The following is an 18,807-nucleotide window of genomic DNA, read 5'->3' on the forward strand; positions in this document are numbered from 1 at the left end:
GCAGTCTAACCTGGATATCGAGAGGAATTACCAATTGTCGCCACTGAGCAATTTTTTGGTTTTAGTGAGCACGCAAGTCAGAATCTACTATTTAGATATCCACGTATTAGCCCCCTATCAATTTTGAAAGTTGTAGTAGCTCAAGAGATATGCAGGTAGTCTACAATCGTTGTGCAGGACTAGATGTACACAAAAAGACGGTGGTAGCTTGTGTAATTACCCCGAAGTCTTCGTCCGGATGGCACAAGGAAATACGCACATTCACTACAATGACTCAGGACTTGTTAAAACTTTCTGACTGGTTAACAAGTCACAATTGTACTCATGTAGCAATGGAGAGTACTGGAGAGTACTGGCGACCTGTATTTAATATCCTAGAAGGAAACTTTGAAGTTATGTTAGTTAATGCCCGTCATATAAAAGCGGTGCCAGGACGCAAAACAGACATCAAAGATTCGCAGTGGATTGCCGAACTACTACAACATGGGTTGTTACGTGCGAGTTTTATTCCCCCTGTGGAGCAAAGAGATTTGCGCGATTTAACTCGTCATCGTAGCAATTTTATTCGCGAAAGAGTTAACTTAGTGAATCGAGTCCAAAAAGTGCTGGAAGCTGCTAATATCAAACTTGCCTCAGTTGCCAGTGACGTAATGGGTGTGTCAGGACGAGCAATGCTAGCTGCGATTGTTGAAGGTAGCGCTAGTCCTGAACTGATGGCGGACTTGGCAAAAGGAACCATGCGAAAAAGCACGATTTACTGATTCAAGCACTTGAGGGTAGAGTTCGTCCTCATCAACGATTCATTCTTGCACAGCTACTGTGTCAAATTGATAGCATAGACGAAACAATTAAATGTTTTGACCAACAAATTGAGGAATATTGCCGCCCTTTCGACCAAGCGGTTGAGTTAGTTGACACCATACCTGGTGTTGCTCGTCGAACTGCTGAGATCATTGTCTCGGAAATTGGCACGGATATGAGTCGCTTCCCAAGTGCCGAACATTTGGCTGCTTGGGCTGGGGTTGCCCCTGGAAACTATGAAAGTGGCGGTAAGAAGCTTTGTGACGGCACTCGCAAAGGTAATCGAGTTTTACGAACTATTTTGGTTCAAGCTGCCCATGCTTTGGCTCGAACTAAAACTTACCTTGCTGCACAGTTTCGTCGTCTGTCGGCACGACGCGGAAAAAAACGCGCTGCGGTTGCTGTTGCACATTCTATTTTAACGATCGCTTACCATCTCATATCACGTCAAGAACCTTATAAAGATTTAGGAGCTGATTATTTCGACAAACATCGACATGTAAGTGTCAAGAAACGTTTGATTAAACGCCTAGAAAAACTTGGTTATCAAGTTAGTGTTGAACCTGTTCCGGTCGCAATTTAAACCTGTAATCAATATTTTGTTTCGGCTGTGTCGCCATTCAACGACAATAGCCACATACTTTCTTTAGTTTTTTACCAAAGTTTGATTTTCAAGTCAGAAGGAAATCCCCATAAATCAATTTAGGGGATTTAACAAGGACATCGTATTTTTTGGGCTGCGCGTCTCAAAATACATTTCCAATTTTTGTTCATAAATGAATTTAGGAGCCAGTTGTGTGGGCGGGTTTCCCGACTTGAGCAAACTGGCGTGGGCTTGTGACCCTTTTGGCAGAGGGCAAAAATTGCATTTTCCCCCTTCTGCCTTCTGCCTCCTGCCCTCTGCCTTTCTTTGGTCAAATTCACGGGGTTGTTAAATATAAATATATTCAGCTAGTTATTAGCTAGTTAATATAACTCAGTTTTGACTTTGATTTTGCCAACCGCCCTCCCGACTTTCTCCCATTCTCTAGCAGTTTCGGGGTCTTGCCAATTGGCTCTCAGACTTTCAGCTTTTTCATAACAAACTTGAGACATGATTCTTAGCACATCCGACACACTCATACTATCGAGCATTGCCTTGATGTCGTCTTTATCGTACATATTTAAATCTCCATCCCCAAAATATAGTTAAATTTCTGGGAAATATAGTTATCTCTACTACTTTTAGTATTTGTGATGATACCTGGATTTTTACTGTCTGCACATATTGCAAGGGAATGAAATAAAAACTGCCTTAAACACATCTAGATATATATCTCATGACTAACTTAATTGTTTAATGAAGACAAACTATCTTACTCTAGTAGTAGAGTCTTGAAAATACTTCAACTATGATCGGGAGTTAGCCCTACCTCAATCATAGTTTTAATGGAGTACAAAAAACCAAAAAAAGCTAGATGGATGCTCAATATTATTACAATCAGGCAGTAAACGAAAATTTGCCAAAAGAGTACCAAGGAGCAATTACAGATGCACCCCAAAAAATCGACCTAAATGCTGATGCAGAAACTTACTGTCATCGAGGACTTATTCTCAGCAGTGAACAGCAAGATTATCTGGGAGCGATCGCCTTTTTTAATTTGTCTGTAGAAATTAATCCGCATTTTGCGGAAGCTTACTATCACCGGGGCAATGCCCGTTACTGTTTAGCCGATTATTCTAGAGCGATCGCTGATTATCATCAAGCATTAGACATTAATCCCACATTTGCCGAATCATATTACTGCCGGGGTAGAGCCTATTTTGCGGTGGGAGATTACGACCAAGCGATCGCTGACTACATTAATACCATAGAAGTAAATCCGCAATTAGCCAGTCATATCAATCTCGATATTGCTAACGCCTATTATCATCGGGGTATAGTTCATAATGGGTGCGGTGATTATCCAGAAGCGATCGCAGACTTCCAGCAAGCCTTACAATGGCATCCTTATCTTGCCGCCGCTTACAGTAGTCGCGGTGTTGTCTACCATAATTTAGGGGAATATCAACAGGCGATCGCTGACCACAAACGAGCCATCCAGCTAGATCCCAACCTAGCAGAAGCTTACCATAACCGAGGTAATGTCTACTATGTCTTAGGAGATTATCCAGCCGCAATCAGAGACTATAATCACGCCATAGAAATTAACCCTAACTTAGCCACAGCATACTATAACCGGGGTGCAATTCGTTCTCGACAAAAAGAATACCACCTCGCCCTAGAAGACTTTAACCAAGCCCTCAAGTTAAACCCAGAAGACGCACAAGCATATGCGGAACGGGGTTTAATTCGAGAAGTTAGGGGAGACTATCAAGGAGCGATCGCTGATTATAACCAAGCATTACAAATAAATCCCTATTTAGTTTTAGTTTACGGTTTTCGCGCCAATGTCCGCCGCCAACTAGGTGATTATCCCGGCGCACTAGCCGATAGTAATCAATTATTAACACTACATCCCCAACTGGCAGCAGGATACTGCGATCGCGCTACAGCTCGCCGTCATTTAGGAGACTATCAAGGAGCTATTAGTGACTACAATCAAGCATTACAGATTAATCCCAACTTAGTAGAAGCATACTACGGTCGAGCTATTACCCATGAAGCCCTACAAGATTTCCTGGGAGCAATTGCAGATAACACCCAAGCTATCAGATTTGCACCCGATTTTGCCCCAGCTTATTGTAATCGCGGTAATGTCCGCCGCCAACTAGGAGATCACAGAGGGGCATTAGCCGACTATAATCAAGCATTAGCAATTAATCCCAACTTAGTGGAAAGTTATTTTAATCGGGGTGCGCTGCACTATGCCCAACAAAACTATCAAGAGGCGATCGCTGACTACACCCAAGCTTTAGAAATTAATCCCCAGTCTGCCCTATTTTATAGCCATCGCGCCAATAGTTACTATGCCCTCAATCAGTATCACCAAGCCATAGCAGATTATACCCAAGCCATTTTGATTGATTCTAGTGACGTAGAAGACTGGTATAACCGAGGACGTAGCCATGCCCAATTGGGAAACTTTCCAGAAGCCTTAGCTGATTTAAACACAGCCTTACAACGTCAACCTTATTGGGCTTCAGCATATCTTTTAAGGGCTGAGATTCGCCGGAATTTAGGAGACAAAGAAGGTGCAATCAGTGATTTCCAGCAATCGGCTGAGATTTATCAGCAAGACGGTAATACGCAATACCATCAACAAATTCTCGATATAATCGCTGCACTATAAAACACGACGCAAAATAAGTTTGATAATTTGCACCCAAATCAACCGGAGACTGTGCTGCATCACTAGAGGAGCTAAAGCAGAAATAACTAAGAATAATATAGTATTAATGAAATTAAAATCTTTAGTAAAACTCATAGCGATCGCAGGGATAATACAAGTGATGCCCCACGCTAACCAATTAATATATTCATAATTAATAGCAATAAGCTTTTGGAGTTGTTGAAACAGTAGATAGCGACAAGCAGCAAGCAATAAAGTTGCTCCTAATAGACACACAATAAACAACAATACACCATTGATAGAATGAATTATATTTACAGGATATATTTTACTAATTACAAAAACAGTAGGAAATAGCGCCGCTAATTCCCAAATCAGCACATTTAACTGATTTCTTAAACCACCTAACAATTGATTTACTAGCCAATAATGAGCAGAAATAATCATGGAGCAATTAGCATGATTTTGCAGAAAATTTTGCTGAATTTTGTGAATAACATCCCCATGAAACAAAACAATACTTTGCAAAACACAGTCTGGCTCTTGATATTCATTGTCTGATGATTTCTCTTGTTGATAGTAAGAATTAAACGTACAGCCAGTCTGTAAAGTTGTTTTATCTTGTAAAGATTTACTTCTAAATATTTTGAATATATTCATCAAAAACGCCAGATATGACTTAGTAGTTTTCTGGCGAATTTTTTTTGTAAAATCTTCAGGGACAAAGTTATACTGAAAAAAAGTACAATACCAAAGTTGGAGCAGCAACTTTGGTGGAATATATAAAGAAAGTCCTGATTTTTTAGCTTGTTGAATCTGTTCTACAACTTTTTGGTTGAGGTAAAAATTATAATGAGACTGCTCAACCTGAAGTTTCACATGATTACCTTGAGGAATTTGTAATACAAAAGTCAGGTTAACATCAGCTAGAGTATTTATTTGTGTCTTATCTTTTACCATTGGGAGCTAAGTTCGCCAGACTTTGTACCAGATTAATCATGAATTCTAAGATTCCCCGCCACTGTTTTTCGCCAGCAACTACCCCTTCATTATGAATTTGCAGAATTAAATTTTTTGCATCTTCCGATAAATCAAATAAGTCTTTATGGTATCTAGTAATAATATCTCCATCTAGCTGCATCACAGTTTGAGCATAAATCGTATCAATTTCGGTACTGGCGACATTACCACCATCTAAAGCGGCTTTTAATTCAATAATTTTACGCAAAGTACGCACAAATTTATCATTATTCAAGAGAGTCTGAATTTCTGCACAATTTCTTTGCCATTCTTGTCGCCAGTTCTTTTGTTTTTCTGGACTAACATCATCTATTACAGGCGCAGGTGCAGGTAATATTGGTCTAGCTAACTCCACATATCTGGGATCAGATTCAACGATTTTACCCTTTTTAATTTCTTTTAATAAACGTAGACGTTTATGATATCTATCTACTTTATCGTTATGGGATTTATTTAATGTGTAATTAGCATCTTCAATGAGAATATAAAAATACTCACACTCTAATTGTGCGAATAAACTTTTATAGCGATCGCGTAGTTCTGGAGATGCGGGAATTTCCATCATTTCAAAGTAATCTTTATCATGTATGGAATAGATTTCTTGGTATGCTTCCCAAGCATTAAACTTTGAACCACTAATCCTTGTAACAACCATAGTATTCACTTCTAAGGCTGTAATATCTTCAATTAACACCTGCACCGAAGATACTAAGTTATTCAATAAGCATCTAGCTTTAAATGGAACATCAATTTTGCCTTGCTTCTCCTCCGATGGCTGATTATTATTTCTATTTGGGTTGGCAAGACTGCCTCCAGTTTGAGTTTGAATCTTATTAACCATAGTAAGCAACCCTCCAATCTTGGCTAAATATCTACTCGATAATTGTACATTTTCATCTGCAATCAACAGCCAGAATAACTACAGACCAATCAAAATTACTGTAGATATATGTGTTACAAATTCACTGATTAAATAACTCAAGAACTGATTAAACTAGATATGTAAAAATAAATCTTTTATCCTCCTACTTCTATTTATAATGTTCTACGAGAATTAGCCATTTCCTTGAGAATTCTATAGACCTTATGCACACTTTCTATATTCTTTTGCATAATTTCTCGGCTATCTTTAACTTGTTCTAAATGAAAACCGAGCAGTTCTGCATAAGGGCCGCTAGAAAGAAATTGACTGCCAACCTCATTTTCGATATCACCATCAATTAAATTTATTTTGGTACAAATTCTGTTTCCTGGTTGAGCAGCCGTACTATTTTGTAAATCATCCCCTAACTGAGTAGATGGTTCGGCAACCCAAGTAGTAATTTTTAATTCCACAACATCAGCTAAGGCTGCTTTCATCACATCAAAAACGTTGTCAGCATTCAGGTTATTAGAATTAAGCTGCTTGATTATTTCTTGAAAATTTCCACTTTCGGCTTTGATCAGTTGACCGTTTTGAATAGATTCTTCCTTCACAGTAAATCCCATGATGTAACTAGAGGTAAAAGGTTGCAATGTAGACAAGATACAATTTTAAGTGTTGTGGAAAATTTGACTAGCCTTACTTAATAAAATTAAGTAAAACGAACAAACAATTGTAGTGTATACTCTATAATTCCTTGGCGCTAGCAGTATAACACAACACTTATTAAATTAGATTTACCTTAACTTATCCCACAATCTCCCACGCCTGGGGATGTATCGCATACTCGTTATAGATTGTTCAGATTTGTTAAAAAGCTGGGTTTGATCTAAAGTTCGCTAAATGATTTGCTAAGGTAACTTTAAACTCTGGGTAGTCATAAGCGTCACATCCTAATGAATGGCTGAAGCTTTGCTATTTCATCTAAGTGAGTGATACCAAGGGGGATAGTTACGGGCAGACTACTATATACAACGAATACCTTACGAGGAAGACAATCAAAATGATGCTGTTGTCTCGTCAAACCCTCATCACGCCTGTGATAGTCTGCCTATGTATATTAGGAATTAGCTCTATGCAATTTCCTAGGTTGCAAAAGCTGTTAAATAGTCAACAATATACTGCTTTAGAAACTCTAGAAAAAGAATTACAAGCAGAACAATTACGGCTGAAATTACTCAAACAAATGCCCAGTTTTGGTTACGATAACTTAATAGCAAATTGGTCGTATTTGAACTTTTTACAATACTTTGGTGATGATGAAATCCGAGCAAGAACTGGCTATAGTCTTAGCCCCGAATATTTTGAAGTAATTATAGAACGTGATCCAAGATTTTTAATGGCTTATTTAAGTCTTTCTACCAGCACTTCCCTATATGCTGCCATGCCAGAACGTGCAGTAGCTTTAATGGACAAAGGTTTAAAATCCTTATCGCCCAAGGTTCCCGAAAGGTCTTATTACGCATGGCGTTATAAAGGAATTGATGAGTTACTATTTTTAGGAAATGCCCAAGCTGCCCAGCAATCTTTTCTAACAGCAGCAAATTGGGCGAGTCAATACCCAGATGAAGAAAGTCAACTTGTAGCTTTAACTTCTCAAAAAACTGCCGAATTTCTTAGCCGTAATCCTAATAGCAAGTATGCACAAATTGCGACTTGGGGAATGATTTTAAGCAATCCACTTGACGACAGAACTCGTAAACGAGCTATTAGCGCCATTGAGAAATTAGGAGGAGAAGTAATTACCAACCCAGACGGCACTAATAGAATTAAATTGCCACCACAAGATTAAATATTAGGCAATAGGTGACAGGTGACAGGTGACAGGTGATAGGTGACAGGTGATAGTCAATCTCTACCTTGTCTCCTCTGCTCCCCTGCTCCTCTGCTTTCCCAGTCCCCAATCCCCAATCCCCAATCCCCAATCCCCAGTCCCCAATCCCCAAAATGTTCTGGTACAACGGCAAACTCATCCAGTCCCAAACTTTGGAATTAAATATTAATGATCCAGGGTTACTTTATGGTGCAACAGTTTTTACAACCCTACGGGTGTATGGCAACTCCCTAGATAGTAGTTTAACTAACTGGCAGGCGCACTGCGATCGCCTACTTTTCTCCCTCAAATCTTTTGCTTGGACACAACCAGACTGGAAACGTCTGCGTCAAGGTGCAGAAATGATGCTGGCTCACTTCCCAGTTCTCAGAATTGCCATCTTTCCCGATGGTAGGGAATGGATAATTGGCAGACTTTTACCAGAGGATTTGTTAGCTAAACAACAGCATGGTGTAATTTGTGCCGTTGCCAATGCCGAATTATTTCGTAGTCTAGCTTCTCATAAAACGGGTAACTATCTGGGTGCATGGTTAGCCATCAACCAAGCCAAATCCCACGCCCAAGAAGCAATACTTGTAGATACTACAGGTAATTGGCTAGAAACCGCCACAGGCAATCTTTGGGGGTGGGGTGACGGGAACTGGTGGACACCGCCATTAACTGCGGGTATATTACCTGGAATTAGCCGTCAGCAACTAATTGGCTGGCTGTACAACCATCAGCAGATAGTATGTGAACAACCTTGGACACCAGAATTAGTTAAAGGCTTAGAAGCGATCGCCTACACTAATAGTGTGATGGAAATAATCCCCATTCATACAGTTGTTCAGCCCACAGGCTCGCTACAATATGATCCCTATCATCCTCACTTTCAGCAACTTAAAGAGCTATTCCTAACATGACAGACCAGCGATTTTGTTATACCTTAAGATAAGTTAACATAATTCTAATAATGCCCTACGCACAAAAATACGGGAGGATAAACCTCAGTGAATAAAAGATGGAGAAATGCGGGGCTGTACGCGCTGCTATTTATTGTTGTAATTGCGCTTGGCACAGCTTTCTTTGATAAACAACCCCAAAGTCGGGAAACATGGCGTTATAGCCAGTTTATTCAAGAAGTTGAAAAAGGCAGAGTAGAAAAAGTTAGTTTAAGTGCAGACCGTTCCACAGCGTTGGTAACGCCCAAGTACGACCCTAGTAAAAAACTTGTTACCTTAGTCAACGACCCAGATTTAGTAAATACGCTTACTTCCAAAGGTGTTGATATTTCTGTGCTGCCCCAAACCGACGAAGGATTTTGGTTTAAGGCACTCAGCAGCCTATTCTTCCCTGTATTGCTTCTAGTCGGCTTATTCTTCTTGCTCCGTCGCGCTCAAAGTGGCCCAGGTAGCCAAGCCATGAACTTTGGGAAATCCAAAGCGAGAGTGCAGATGGAACCCCAAACTCAAGTCACCTTTGGGGATGTGGCTGGGATTGACCAAGCCAAACTAGAACTAAATGAAGTCGTAGACTTTCTGAAAAACGCTGACCGCTTTACCGCAGTCGGTGCCAAAATTCCCAAAGGTGTACTGTTAGTAGGCCCCCCTGGTACTGGTAAAACCCTCCTAGCTCGTGCTGTGGCTGGGGAAGCAGGTGTACCATTTTTCTCCATCTCTGGTTCTGAGTTTGTGGAAATGTTCGTTGGTGTGGGTGCGTCCCGCGTCCGCGACTTGTTCGAGCAAGCTAAAACCAATGCGCCTTGTATCGTATTCATCGATGAAATTGACGCTGTAGGTCGTCAACGCGGTGCAGGTTTAGGTGGTGGTAACGATGAACGGGAACAAACCCTTAACCAGTTACTTACCGAAATGGACGGTTTTGAAGGTAACACTGGTATCATTATTATCGCTGCCACCAACCGTCCCGACGTACTCGACGCAGCCCTATTGCGTCCCGGTCGTTTTGACCGTCAAGTTGTCGTAGACCGTCCCGATTATGGTGGACGCAGTGAAATTCTCAAAGTTCATGCCCGTGGCAAGACCCTAGCCAAAGACGTAGACTTAGATAAAATCGCTCGTCGTACCCCTGGCTTTACCGGTGCAGATTTATCTAATCTGCTCAACGAAGCCGCAATTTTGGCAGCCAGACGCAACTTAACTGAAATTTCGATGGATGAAATCAATGATGCCATCGATCGCGTCCTTGCAGGCCCAGAGAAGAAAGACAGGGTAATGAGCGAAAAACGCAAAACCCTAGTAGCTTATCACGAAGCTGGTCATGCTTTAGTTGGTGCATTGATGCCCGACTATGACCCAGTACAAAAAATCAGCATTATTCCCCGTGGTCGTGCCGGTGGTTTAACTTGGTTCACCCCCAGCGAAGACCGCATGGATACAGGCTTATACAGCCGCGCTTATCTTGAAAATCAGATGGCTGTGGCTTTAGGTGGTCGTTTAGCTGAAGAAATTGTCTTCGGTGAAGAAGAAGTTACCACTGGTGCTTCCAACGACTTGCAACAGGTAGCGCGTGTAGCCCGTCAGATGATTACCCGATTTGGCATGAGTGACAAACTCGGCCCCGTCGCCCTCGGTCGCCAGCAGGGTAATATGTTCCTCGGTCGCGATATCATGTCAGAGCGTGATTTCTCTGAAGAAACTGCCGCTACCGTTGACGAAGAAGTTCGCAAACTTGTAGACACAGCCTACAACCGCGCTAAAGACGTGTTGGTAAGTAACCGCCACATCTTAGATCAAATCGCGCAAATGCTGGTTGATAAAGAAACCGTAGATGCCGACGAACTGCAAGAAATCCTCGCAAATAACGACGTGAAAACCGCCGCTTTTGCCTAGTTTTCCAGGTTTATAGTCGGCACTTGAGTGCTGATAAACATCAAAAATAATCATAAAAATGGGGTAATTATTACCATAATTACCCCATTTTTTTAACCACAATCACAACCTCGTGATTTATGTAGCAGAAGGCAATAGGCAATAGTCATGAGTTTTTCTCCCCTGCCCCTCTGCCCCTCTGCCCCTCTGCTCCCCTGCTTCTTCCCTGTCACCTGTCACCTGTCACCTGCTTAACTACTAACAATCCCTGACCACTGGACTTTTTTCTGTTGTTCACGACGATAAGAAAAGAAATGTTCTGGAGTTTGGTAGGTACAGTAAGGCGCGATCGCTATTTGCTCTACACTAATCCCTAAACTCGTCATTTGCAAAGCATTCACTCGTCTGACATCTAGCCTCACCCTTCCCGGTTCTGGGTCAGCTAACAATGGTGAATGGGGTAGCTCATGTAATATATGGACAATTTTTTGAGTATCATCATGTGATATAATACTGGCTCCAATTTCTGCTGCTACCTCTACAGCAACTTGGTAAACCTCCCCAGCAATGGCTGGCCCCATAGCAATCCGCAAGTCGGCTAGATTACTACCTTGGGCTTGCATCCGAGCGATCGCTTGGGGGACAATCTTCTTTGCTGTCCCCCGCCAACCTGCGTGTAGTGCAGCTACCTGTCCAGTTTTCATATCCCCAATCAATACCGGTGTACAATCGGCACTCGCTACCCAAACAGCTTGTAATGGTTGCTCACTCATTAAACCATCTGCCAAAGCTAGCGCATCTTCTGGATCAAGATTGCTGTCAATTTCCTTGGGTGTGAGAACTGTGTTGCCATGTACCTGTTTTAAACGATATGCTGATGCTTCTGGGTGCAGCACCTTTGTTAATTCCTGGGGCGATCGCGGCCAAAACTGTTGGGTAAAAAAGCCGTGCTGCCAATGTCCTAAGAGACTACAAGTTAGGTATGGTAGTCCCTCCCAATTATGCCAATGCCAAGTGTGCATCTTGAACCAAACCTAAACAGAAACTTATCAGCCCATTAATGCTAACTTGAAACAACGGAATTTCGGTCAATGGCTGTAGCACTTGATCAGCAAAAGTTAGAAGCAGCCCTGCAATTGGGGCATGATTCTACATATTTACCCTTTTCTCTGCATATCTTTGACAGCGTAGCCTCAACTAACCGCACCCTTTGGGACTTACTCAACCAAGGTGCTAACCCAGGTACTGTAGTTATTGCCACACAACAAACAGCCGGACGGGGACAATGGGGTCGTCAGTGGGTGTCTCCATCTGGAGGACTATACCTTTCTGTCGCCATTGCTCCCAATGTAGAAGCTAACACCAGCTACCAGCTAACTTTAGCTAGTGCTTGGGGTATTGCTCACCAATTGCGTCAATGTGGTATCAATGTAGGGATTAAATGGCCTAATGATTTAGTATTAGATGGTCGCAAATTAGGCGGCATTCTAACAGAAACTAAAGTCAACCAAGGCATGATTACACAAGCAGTAATTGGCGTTGGCATTAACTGGAGTAATCCAGTACCGGAGACAGGAATCAATTTAAAATCCTGGCAAGCTCATCAATCAAATCAGCCTATTTCTGGGCTGGAAATGCTCACCTGCCAGGTTTTGCAGGGAATAGCATCCGGTATGAGTTGCCTTTGCCAAGCAGGAGTAAACATACTCCTGTCACGCTATTTAGAATTACTGGTGAATCTGGGCGATCGCGTATCCGTCAATAATCTGGCTGGAACTATAATTGGCGTTACGCCGCAAGGTAATTTACGGGTGGCTTTAGAAACAGAATCCATAAATGATATAAAAACACCAGAAATTTCTTTAGAACCCGGTACAATCAGTTTGGGTTATCGTAGGTCTTGAGGTACATATTTAGGTTTGTTTAAAATATTGCTATTAGGGCAAGACAAACCATTAGCATCATCCTTTAGGCAAATAAGACACAACTCAACTGAGAGAAAAAATGACGCAGCGCAATCACTCTGCCCATAATCCGCAAAAACGCCTAGCATACACTATACCAGCACAAGGTCTGTGTTGGTTAAGTAGCGTTAGCCTCCTCAGTGGCGGCCTGGTGTTTGCCCAAACGGAAACATCAATAGATAACATCGTTCCTACTATTGAAAATGCCCAGCCCTCAGCCGGGACAAATTTTGTAAAAAAAGATATTGTTGTACCAGCAGCATCTCCAGCCCAGCCAAAAGCATCTCAAAGACAAGCCACTCTGAGGCAAAGGCTACGTAAGTCCGAGGTTTCCCAAACACAAGCGCCTGTTAGACAATCTCAACCCAAAATGGCGGTTGAGTCTAATAAGCCAGTTGTGAACGTCAAAAAATCACAACCTCAAGTAGAAACTTCGCGGGTGACTCCATCTCCAAACTCAGAGGTGAAACCCAAACTAGAAGTAGCTACTCCTGTGAACGTCAAAAAGTCACAACCTCAAGTAGAAACTTCGCGGGTGACTCCATCTCCAAACTCAGAGGTGAAACCCAAATTAGAAGTCGCTACCCCTGTGAAAATTAAAAAGTCACAGCCGCAAGTGGAAACTTCGCGAGTAGCCCCGACTCCAAACTCACAGGTCAAACCCAAACTAGAAGTAGCTACTCCCACTCGCTCTTTACCTGAGCAAAAGCCGACAGCTACCCAACCATCAAATAACTCTGAGAGTAATAACAGCGTCACAGCACGACCACCCAAAAAGGATTATAAAGACGCTTATATTGACCGCAACGATTACAGCAACGATACTGCGACTTATCAAGCACCAAATTCTGTAATTCTCACAGAACGCTCTAGCGGTTGTCGCACAACTCTGGCCACAGGACAAGGGGTATCTGGTAGTGCCTGCGCCAAAACATCTAACGAACGAGTAGCCAATTCTAGTAACAAATCAACGCCCACATGGCTGAGAAGAAGTCAAACTGCTCAGTTAGCTACTCCATCACCTGTACGTTCACTGGCTAATGCTGACAGCCCCAGCAGATGGCGGAGTTCTCCAGTGGCTACTGGTAGAACGACTAAAACTGCATTTCACTCAAATCGGTTTATTCCTAACCCCAGTGAATTCGCCACCACCAGAGTCAGTGCTACACCCATCGCCCCTAGTGGTGGTACATTGCCCGCACCAATGGCAGAAGGTAACATTGCCCCTCGTGCCAGCACGGTAGCTTATGACATCCCCTTGGCATCAGTATTGCCGCAAATCCCCTACACGGGTACTTTAGCGTATCGTGGTGGCTCTGGCATGGTGTATCCCCTAGCTGTAGCAGCCCCGATTACATCCGTCTTCGGCTGGCGAATTCACCCCATCACAGGCAATCGCCGCTTCCACGCCGGTGCTGACCTAGGTGCGCCTATGGGTACACCCATTTTGGCAGCAGCCAAGGGTCAAGTAGAAACTGCTGATTGGGTAGGTGGTTACGGTCTAACCGTCATTCTCAACCACAGTTCTGCTCAACAAACCCTCTACGGTCATATGTCAGAAATCTTTGTTCGCCCCGGACAGTGGGTAGAACCAGGAATGGTGATTGGGAGAGTGGGTAGCACCGGTAACTCCACAGGCCCCCACCTGCACTTTGAAGTCCGCCACATGACACAAAACGGTTGGGTAGCTGTTGACCCAGGTGTACAATTACAAATTGCCCTCAGCCAATTATTGCAAGGCGTACAGACAGCGCAGGCGATTAGGGAGTAGGAAGGAGCAGGGGAGCAGGGGAGGCAGGGGAGGCAGGGGGAGAGAAATCCCATTATGACCAATCCCCAGTCCCCAATCCCCAGTCCCTACAAATACCCGTGTTCTGCTAAAAATGCGGGTGAAACTTCACTTAGACTGGAATCATCTGTGGTTGTGAGATATCTTTTGCCAGGGTGAAGAAACTTTTCTACATATTTACCTAAAATATCCCCTTCTAGGTTTACCAAACTGCCAGCAACAAGATAGCGGAGATTTGTATCAGCATAGGTGAGAGGAATAACGGCCAAGGTAAACTGAGATAATTCCGGCTCGTAAGCAGCTATCGTGAGACTAACGCCGTTGACAGCAATACTGCCTTTGGGGACAATGTAACGGGCGATCGCTTCTGGTGCAGTAAAAGTCATTTCCCATGAACTTTTAGTCTGTTGAGCTTCTACCAATTGACCTACACCGTCTACATGACCCATCACAAAATGACCGCCAACTTTGCCACCTACTCGTAATGAGGTTTCGAGGTTAACGTATCCTTGTTGTGTTTGCTCTGTCCCTAACGTTGTGCGGCGTAAAGTTTCCGGTGACGCTGAGGCGATAAACCCATCTTTTAAAATTTCTTCCACTGTCAGGCAAACACCGTCTACGGCAACACTATCACCATAAGCCAGATCCTGCATAATTAATGATGACTGACTCACACAAGTAATTTGCCAAGAATCACCCCCTAGGGGTTTGATTGTTCCTAATGCTTGGATTAATCCTGTAAACACGGCTCTTTTGTAAAACTAACTCTATTTATTGCCTAAAAATGCCGAAAAACCACTGGTAATTCTCACAAGAATGCAGGAAATTTTGAGTATATTTTCTGACTGTTTCTATTATAAGTTTATTAACACAATGACATCTTTCACAAGGCATACTTGGTTAAGGAGGTGATTGTCTATCAAGACCAAATTGACTTACTCTGGTGTTCACAAGCAGTTAGGAGTTTAATAGAAGCAATTATAGAGAACAATGCCTATGTTTATTTCTGCTCCTACTTACCCAATTAAGGGTAGTATTTATCACTTAACATTAAGCGAACAAATGATTTTAGAGGCATAGCCAATGATTGAAATGAAAGTCGCTGGCATAGCATTAGATGCCATTACCCGCAGCCCGATCGTACTATTAAAAGATGCCACAGACCGACGAGCTTTACCAATTTATATTGGTCAAGAACAAGCTAGGGCAATTATGGGCGCATTGGAGAATCAAAAGCCGCCTCGACCATTAACCCACGACCTGATGGTAAATATTCTGGAAGCATGGGATATGACTTTAGAAAAAGTCATAATTCATTCTTTGCAGAAAGATACATTTTATGCAGCTTTGATTGTTCAGCAAGGCGAAGTCAAAAAAGAAATTGACGCACGTCCTAGTGATGCGATCGCAGTTGCTCTCCGTACAAATACTCCTATTTGGGTAATGGAAGAAGTGATTGCAGATGCTTCTATTCCTGTTGATCGTGACGCTGATGAAGCAGAACAACAAGCTTTCCGGGAATTTATCTCCAATCTTCGTCCTGAAGATTTGATCAAGCGTTTCGGTAATGGTGATAGTTAGAAAAGTCACGAGTGCTGAGTGTAGAGTTTTGAGTTTTGAGACAGAAAAAGTAGAAATTCCAGGGAAATAACGACTCTTGTGTTGCTTATTGCTCATATTTCACGCAATCATGTTTTACTCAGCACGCGGCTCATCGCCCCGCTACCCCTAACAGCACTTTTGACTCAAAACTGAACTTATGCAGTACCGACGCTTTGGGAAAACGAATCTACATCTTTCAGTTTTTTCTTTAGGAACAATGCGCTACTTAGCTGATGCTGAAAATGTTCAGCAAACTATCAACAAAGCTTTAGCGCAGGGAATCAATCATATAGAAACAGCCAGAGGATATGGTAACAGTGAGGAGTATCTTGGTAAAGCCATCAAAACTGGATTGTCACTACCTCGTTCCCAACTGTACATCACTACCAAAATCCCACCTACAGCTGATGCTGATAGTATGCGTCGGTACATCAATGAATCCCTAGAAAGATTGCATATAAATTACTTAGATTGTCTAGGAATTCATGGCTTAAATACTTGGGAACATTTAGAGTGGGTGCAAAGCCAAGATGGCTGTATGAAAGCGGTAGCAGAAGCTATTAACGATGGTAGAGTCAGACACGTTGGTTTTTCCACCCACGGTGCATTAGAGGTAATACAAGCTGCTATCAATACAAATTTATTTGCATTTGTCAATCTACATTATTACTATTTTTTTCAAAGAAACGCACCAGCAATTCAGTTAGCAACTGAAAAAGATATGGGCGTTTTTATTATTTCCCCAGCCGATAAGGGAGGAAGATTATACACGCCTCCCCCAACTCTCAAAGATTTATGTCAACCGTTTTCACCTTTAGAATTAAACTATCGATTTTTACTCAGTGACAAACGCATTACTACTTTGAGTGTAGGCCCAGCAAACCCAGAAGAATTAATAGAACCGTTAAAGGTTGCTGATAGTGATAGTGAGTTAACATCAGCAGAAATTTCAACTTTTAAACGTTTAGAACATCATCAAAAAACAGTTTTGGCAACTGAAAAGTGTAGCCAATGCTATGCTTGTTTACCTTGTCCAGAAAAGATTAATATTCCAGAGGTTTTGCGCTTACGGAATTTAGCAGTTGCATATGATATGAGCGATTACGGGCAGTACCGTTATGGAATGTTTGAAAATGCTGGACATTGGTTTCCAGGAATGAAAGCCAACCGTTGTACAGAATGTGGTGATTGTTTACCTCGGTGTCCAGAAAATTTAGATATTCCAGCTTTATTAGCAGATACTCACAATCGATTAAATGGTAAAGCAGGTAGAAGATTGTGGGGATAATTAATAATGGAAAATTTACATAAATTCTGAAGGAATAGCGGTAGCATATCTTGCCGAACAACTGCGTTAAACTCTTTGGTAAGATAATTAGATAGGACTTTCGCAACTAGCAAACTAAAACAAAAGTGCAGGTATTTAATGGTTATTAGTTCTACTTTTGACTAGGGACTATTGACTGCCACAAAGAAAAATGTATGATACCTACCTAAGTCCCGTTGAGGTTGTAGAAACTGAAGGGGAAATTGGTAATGTGGAGTAGTGGAGCGATCGCTCCTTACTACTACAGCGATAAGTGTCAAGACTGCTTACACTAAATACAAATCATGAAGTCTTTGTCGTCTTTGGCGAGTAAGATTATGTTTACAAAAGTAAAAATAGAGAATTTTCGGGGTTTTCATTCTTTCCAACTGGAACAACTTGGTAGAGTCAACCTGCTGGTGGGTAAAAATAATACTGGTAAAACATCAATACTAGAAGCTATTCAAATGCTGTGTTCAAGAACTAATCTTGAGCCAATGCGTGAAGTCATGATAAATAGAGGTGAGTATTTTTGGAATTATAATCCAACAGAAATAGAAGAACGTGAGCTTGATATTTGTCATTTGTATCCTGCACATAAACTTCAATCTGGAAACAAATTTAGTATATCTGGAATGAATGACAATATTGAAGAAAAAATTGTTGTAGCTATAGGAAAACATAAATTACGTTTAAATGACAATTCAAGTCAAGCATATATGCAAGTAGATAGTGAATTAGAGCCATCTTTAATAGAGATAGAAGCTTTTAATTTACAAGTAAATTGGATTTATGGTAATAAAAGCAAAGAAATTTTAAATATACCTTTATCAGAAAATAATGGCTTACCTTTAAAGTATATTCATCATTTCAGTCAAGATACTAATTTAGCACCCAGAACCATATTAGTTACATCATCTTCTTTAACAACCGCAAAAATGACTGAGTTGTTTGAAAGAATTGTATTAACTCCTGATGAAAAATTAGTAGAAGAGGCACTTCATATTATTGATGGTCGAATTGAACGTATTGCATCAGTTAATCTGCAAAACGTCAGATCATTAAGAGTCAGAAATACTTTTGATTCACGCAGTGGTTTTTTTGTAAGTTTGTCTGATAGTGAGCAGCGCGTACCAATTGGCAGTATGGGTGATGGAATTTGGCGTATTTTGGGACTGGCGCTAGCTATTATATACGCTAAAGATGGATATTTGTTTGTAGATGAGATTGATACTGGACTTCATTTCACTGCTATGTCTAATATGTGGCAGATGATTTGTAAAACTGCACAAAGATTGAACGTACAAGTTTTTGCAACTACTCATAATAGTGATTGTTGGATGAGTTTAGCCAGTATTGCACAACAGGAAGATGTCACTGAGGATGGTATTAGAATTCATCGAATTGAGAAAGGTAAAGAAAAAAGTGTAGTCTTCACAGAACCGCAAATTGTCATTGCTGCTGAAAGAGAAATTGAGGTACGTTAG

Annotated in this window: 17 protein-coding genes; 11 read left to right on the forward strand and 6 right to left on the reverse strand. The window is 41.6% G+C overall.

Annotated features, from left to right (window positions below):
* The first annotated feature begins 149 nt into the window (after positions 1–149).
* Both NOS7524_RS30995 and NOS7524_RS31000 read left to right on the forward strand, forming a co-directional pair.
* On the forward strand, positions 150–761 hold the full coding sequence (locus NOS7524_RS30995; RefSeq protein WP_216087495.1) for an IS110 family transposase: 612 nt from the start codon (positions 150–152) through the stop codon (positions 759–761).
* Positions 761–1,384 (forward strand): IS110 family transposase, encoded by a 624-nt coding sequence (locus NOS7524_RS31000; RefSeq protein WP_268742009.1) that lies wholly within the window; start codon positions 761–763, stop codon positions 1,382–1,384. Before NOS7524_RS30995 ends, NOS7524_RS31000 begins: the two co-directional genes overlap by 1 nt.
* Positions 1,385–1,767: 383 nt before the next feature.
* Here NOS7524_RS31000 and NOS7524_RS16155 read toward each other — a convergent pair whose 3' ends face one another.
* A complete protein-coding gene (locus NOS7524_RS16155; RefSeq protein ID WP_015139553.1) occupies positions 1,768–1,962 on the reverse strand; it encodes a hypothetical protein in 195 nt (64 codons plus the stop codon).
* Between the two features lie 296 nt (positions 1,963–2,258).
* Between NOS7524_RS16155 and NOS7524_RS16160 the strand changes: the two genes are divergently transcribed.
* Complete coding sequence (locus tag NOS7524_RS16160; RefSeq protein ID WP_015139554.1) at positions 2,259–4,073, forward strand: tetratricopeptide repeat protein; 1,815 nt, start codon at positions 2,259–2,261, stop codon at positions 4,071–4,073.
* Here NOS7524_RS16160 and NOS7524_RS16165 read toward each other — a convergent pair.
* From NOS7524_RS16165 to NOS7524_RS16175, 3 genes are all read right to left on the reverse strand, one after another.
* On the reverse strand, positions 4,068–5,033 hold the full coding sequence (locus NOS7524_RS16165; protein WP_015139555.1) for a hypothetical protein: 966 nt from the start codon (positions 5,031–5,033) through the stop codon (positions 4,068–4,070). The two genes, NOS7524_RS16160 and NOS7524_RS16165, sit on opposite strands and share 6 nt — an antisense overlap.
* On the reverse strand, positions 5,020–5,934 hold the full coding sequence (locus NOS7524_RS16170) for a hypothetical protein (protein WP_015139556.1): 915 nt from the start codon (positions 5,932–5,934) through the stop codon (positions 5,020–5,022). Before NOS7524_RS16170 ends, NOS7524_RS16165 begins: the two co-directional genes overlap by 14 nt.
* Before the next feature lie 194 nt (positions 5,935–6,128).
* Positions 6,129–6,617, reverse strand: a complete 489-nt coding sequence (locus tag NOS7524_RS16175; protein ID WP_235622356.1) for a hypothetical protein — start codon at positions 6,615–6,617, stop codon at positions 6,129–6,131.
* Positions 6,618–7,018: 401 nt separating this feature from the next.
* Between NOS7524_RS16175 and NOS7524_RS16180 the strand changes: the two genes are divergently transcribed.
* From NOS7524_RS16180 to ftsH3, 3 genes are all read left to right on the forward strand, one after another.
* Complete coding sequence (locus tag NOS7524_RS16180) at positions 7,019–7,807, forward strand: hypothetical protein (protein WP_015139558.1); 789 nt, start codon at positions 7,019–7,021, stop codon at positions 7,805–7,807.
* 155 nt (positions 7,808–7,962) lie between these two features.
* Positions 7,963–8,751 carry an aminotransferase class IV gene (locus tag NOS7524_RS16185; RefSeq protein WP_015139559.1) on the forward strand — a complete coding sequence of 263 codons (789 nt, stop codon included), beginning with the start codon at positions 7,963–7,965 and terminating at the stop codon, positions 8,749–8,751.
* 87 nt (positions 8,752–8,838) lie between these two features.
* A complete protein-coding gene (gene ftsH3 / locus NOS7524_RS16190; RefSeq protein ID WP_015139560.1) occupies positions 8,839–10,680 on the forward strand; it encodes an ATP-dependent zinc metalloprotease FtsH3 in 1,842 nt (613 codons plus the stop codon).
* Between the two features lie 230 nt (positions 10,681–10,910).
* Here the strand turns inward: ftsH3 and pgeF are convergent, their stop codons facing one another.
* On the reverse strand, positions 10,911–11,681 hold the full coding sequence (pgeF, locus tag NOS7524_RS16195; protein ID WP_015139561.1) for a peptidoglycan editing factor PgeF: 771 nt from the start codon (positions 11,679–11,681) through the stop codon (positions 10,911–10,913).
* 69 nt (positions 11,682–11,750) lie between these two features.
* Between pgeF and NOS7524_RS16200 the strand changes: the two genes are divergently transcribed.
* Positions 11,751–12,563 carry a biotin--[acetyl-CoA-carboxylase] ligase gene (locus tag NOS7524_RS16200; RefSeq protein ID WP_015139562.1) on the forward strand — a complete coding sequence of 271 codons (813 nt, stop codon included), beginning with the start codon at positions 11,751–11,753 and terminating at the stop codon, positions 12,561–12,563.
* A 100-nt stretch (positions 12,564–12,663) separates the two neighbouring features.
* Complete coding sequence (locus tag NOS7524_RS16205; RefSeq protein WP_015139563.1) at positions 12,664–14,394, forward strand: peptidoglycan DD-metalloendopeptidase family protein; 1,731 nt, start codon at positions 12,664–12,666, stop codon at positions 14,392–14,394.
* 86 nt (positions 14,395–14,480) lie between these two features.
* Here NOS7524_RS16205 and NOS7524_RS16210 read toward each other — a convergent pair whose 3' ends face one another.
* Positions 14,481–15,158: a riboflavin synthase gene (locus NOS7524_RS16210; RefSeq protein ID WP_015139564.1), complete on the reverse strand. Its 678-nt coding sequence runs from the start codon at positions 15,156–15,158 to the stop codon at positions 14,481–14,483.
* Positions 15,159–15,495: 337 nt separating this feature from the next.
* Here NOS7524_RS16210 and NOS7524_RS16215 point away from each other — a divergent pair, with 337 nt between their 5' ends.
* The 3 genes from NOS7524_RS16215 (at position 15,496) to NOS7524_RS16225 (ending at position 18,807) form a co-directional block, all read left to right on the forward strand.
* Positions 15,496–15,993 (forward strand): bifunctional nuclease family protein, encoded by a 498-nt coding sequence (locus NOS7524_RS16215; protein ID WP_015139565.1) that lies wholly within the window; start codon positions 15,496–15,498, stop codon positions 15,991–15,993.
* 178 nt (positions 15,994–16,171) lie between these two features.
* Positions 16,172–17,302 carry an aldo/keto reductase gene (locus tag NOS7524_RS16220; protein ID WP_015139566.1) on the forward strand — a complete coding sequence of 377 codons (1,131 nt, stop codon included), beginning with the start codon at positions 16,172–16,174 and terminating at the stop codon, positions 17,300–17,302.
* Between the two features lie 356 nt (positions 17,303–17,658).
* Positions 17,659–18,807: an AAA family ATPase gene (locus NOS7524_RS16225; RefSeq protein ID WP_015139567.1), complete on the forward strand. Its 1,149-nt coding sequence runs from the start codon at positions 17,659–17,661 to the stop codon at positions 18,805–18,807.

The sequence above is a fragment of the Nostoc sp. PCC 7524 genome, from assembly GCF_000316645.1.
Classification (GTDB): Bacteria; Cyanobacteriota; Cyanobacteriia; order Cyanobacteriales; family Nostocaceae; genus Trichormus.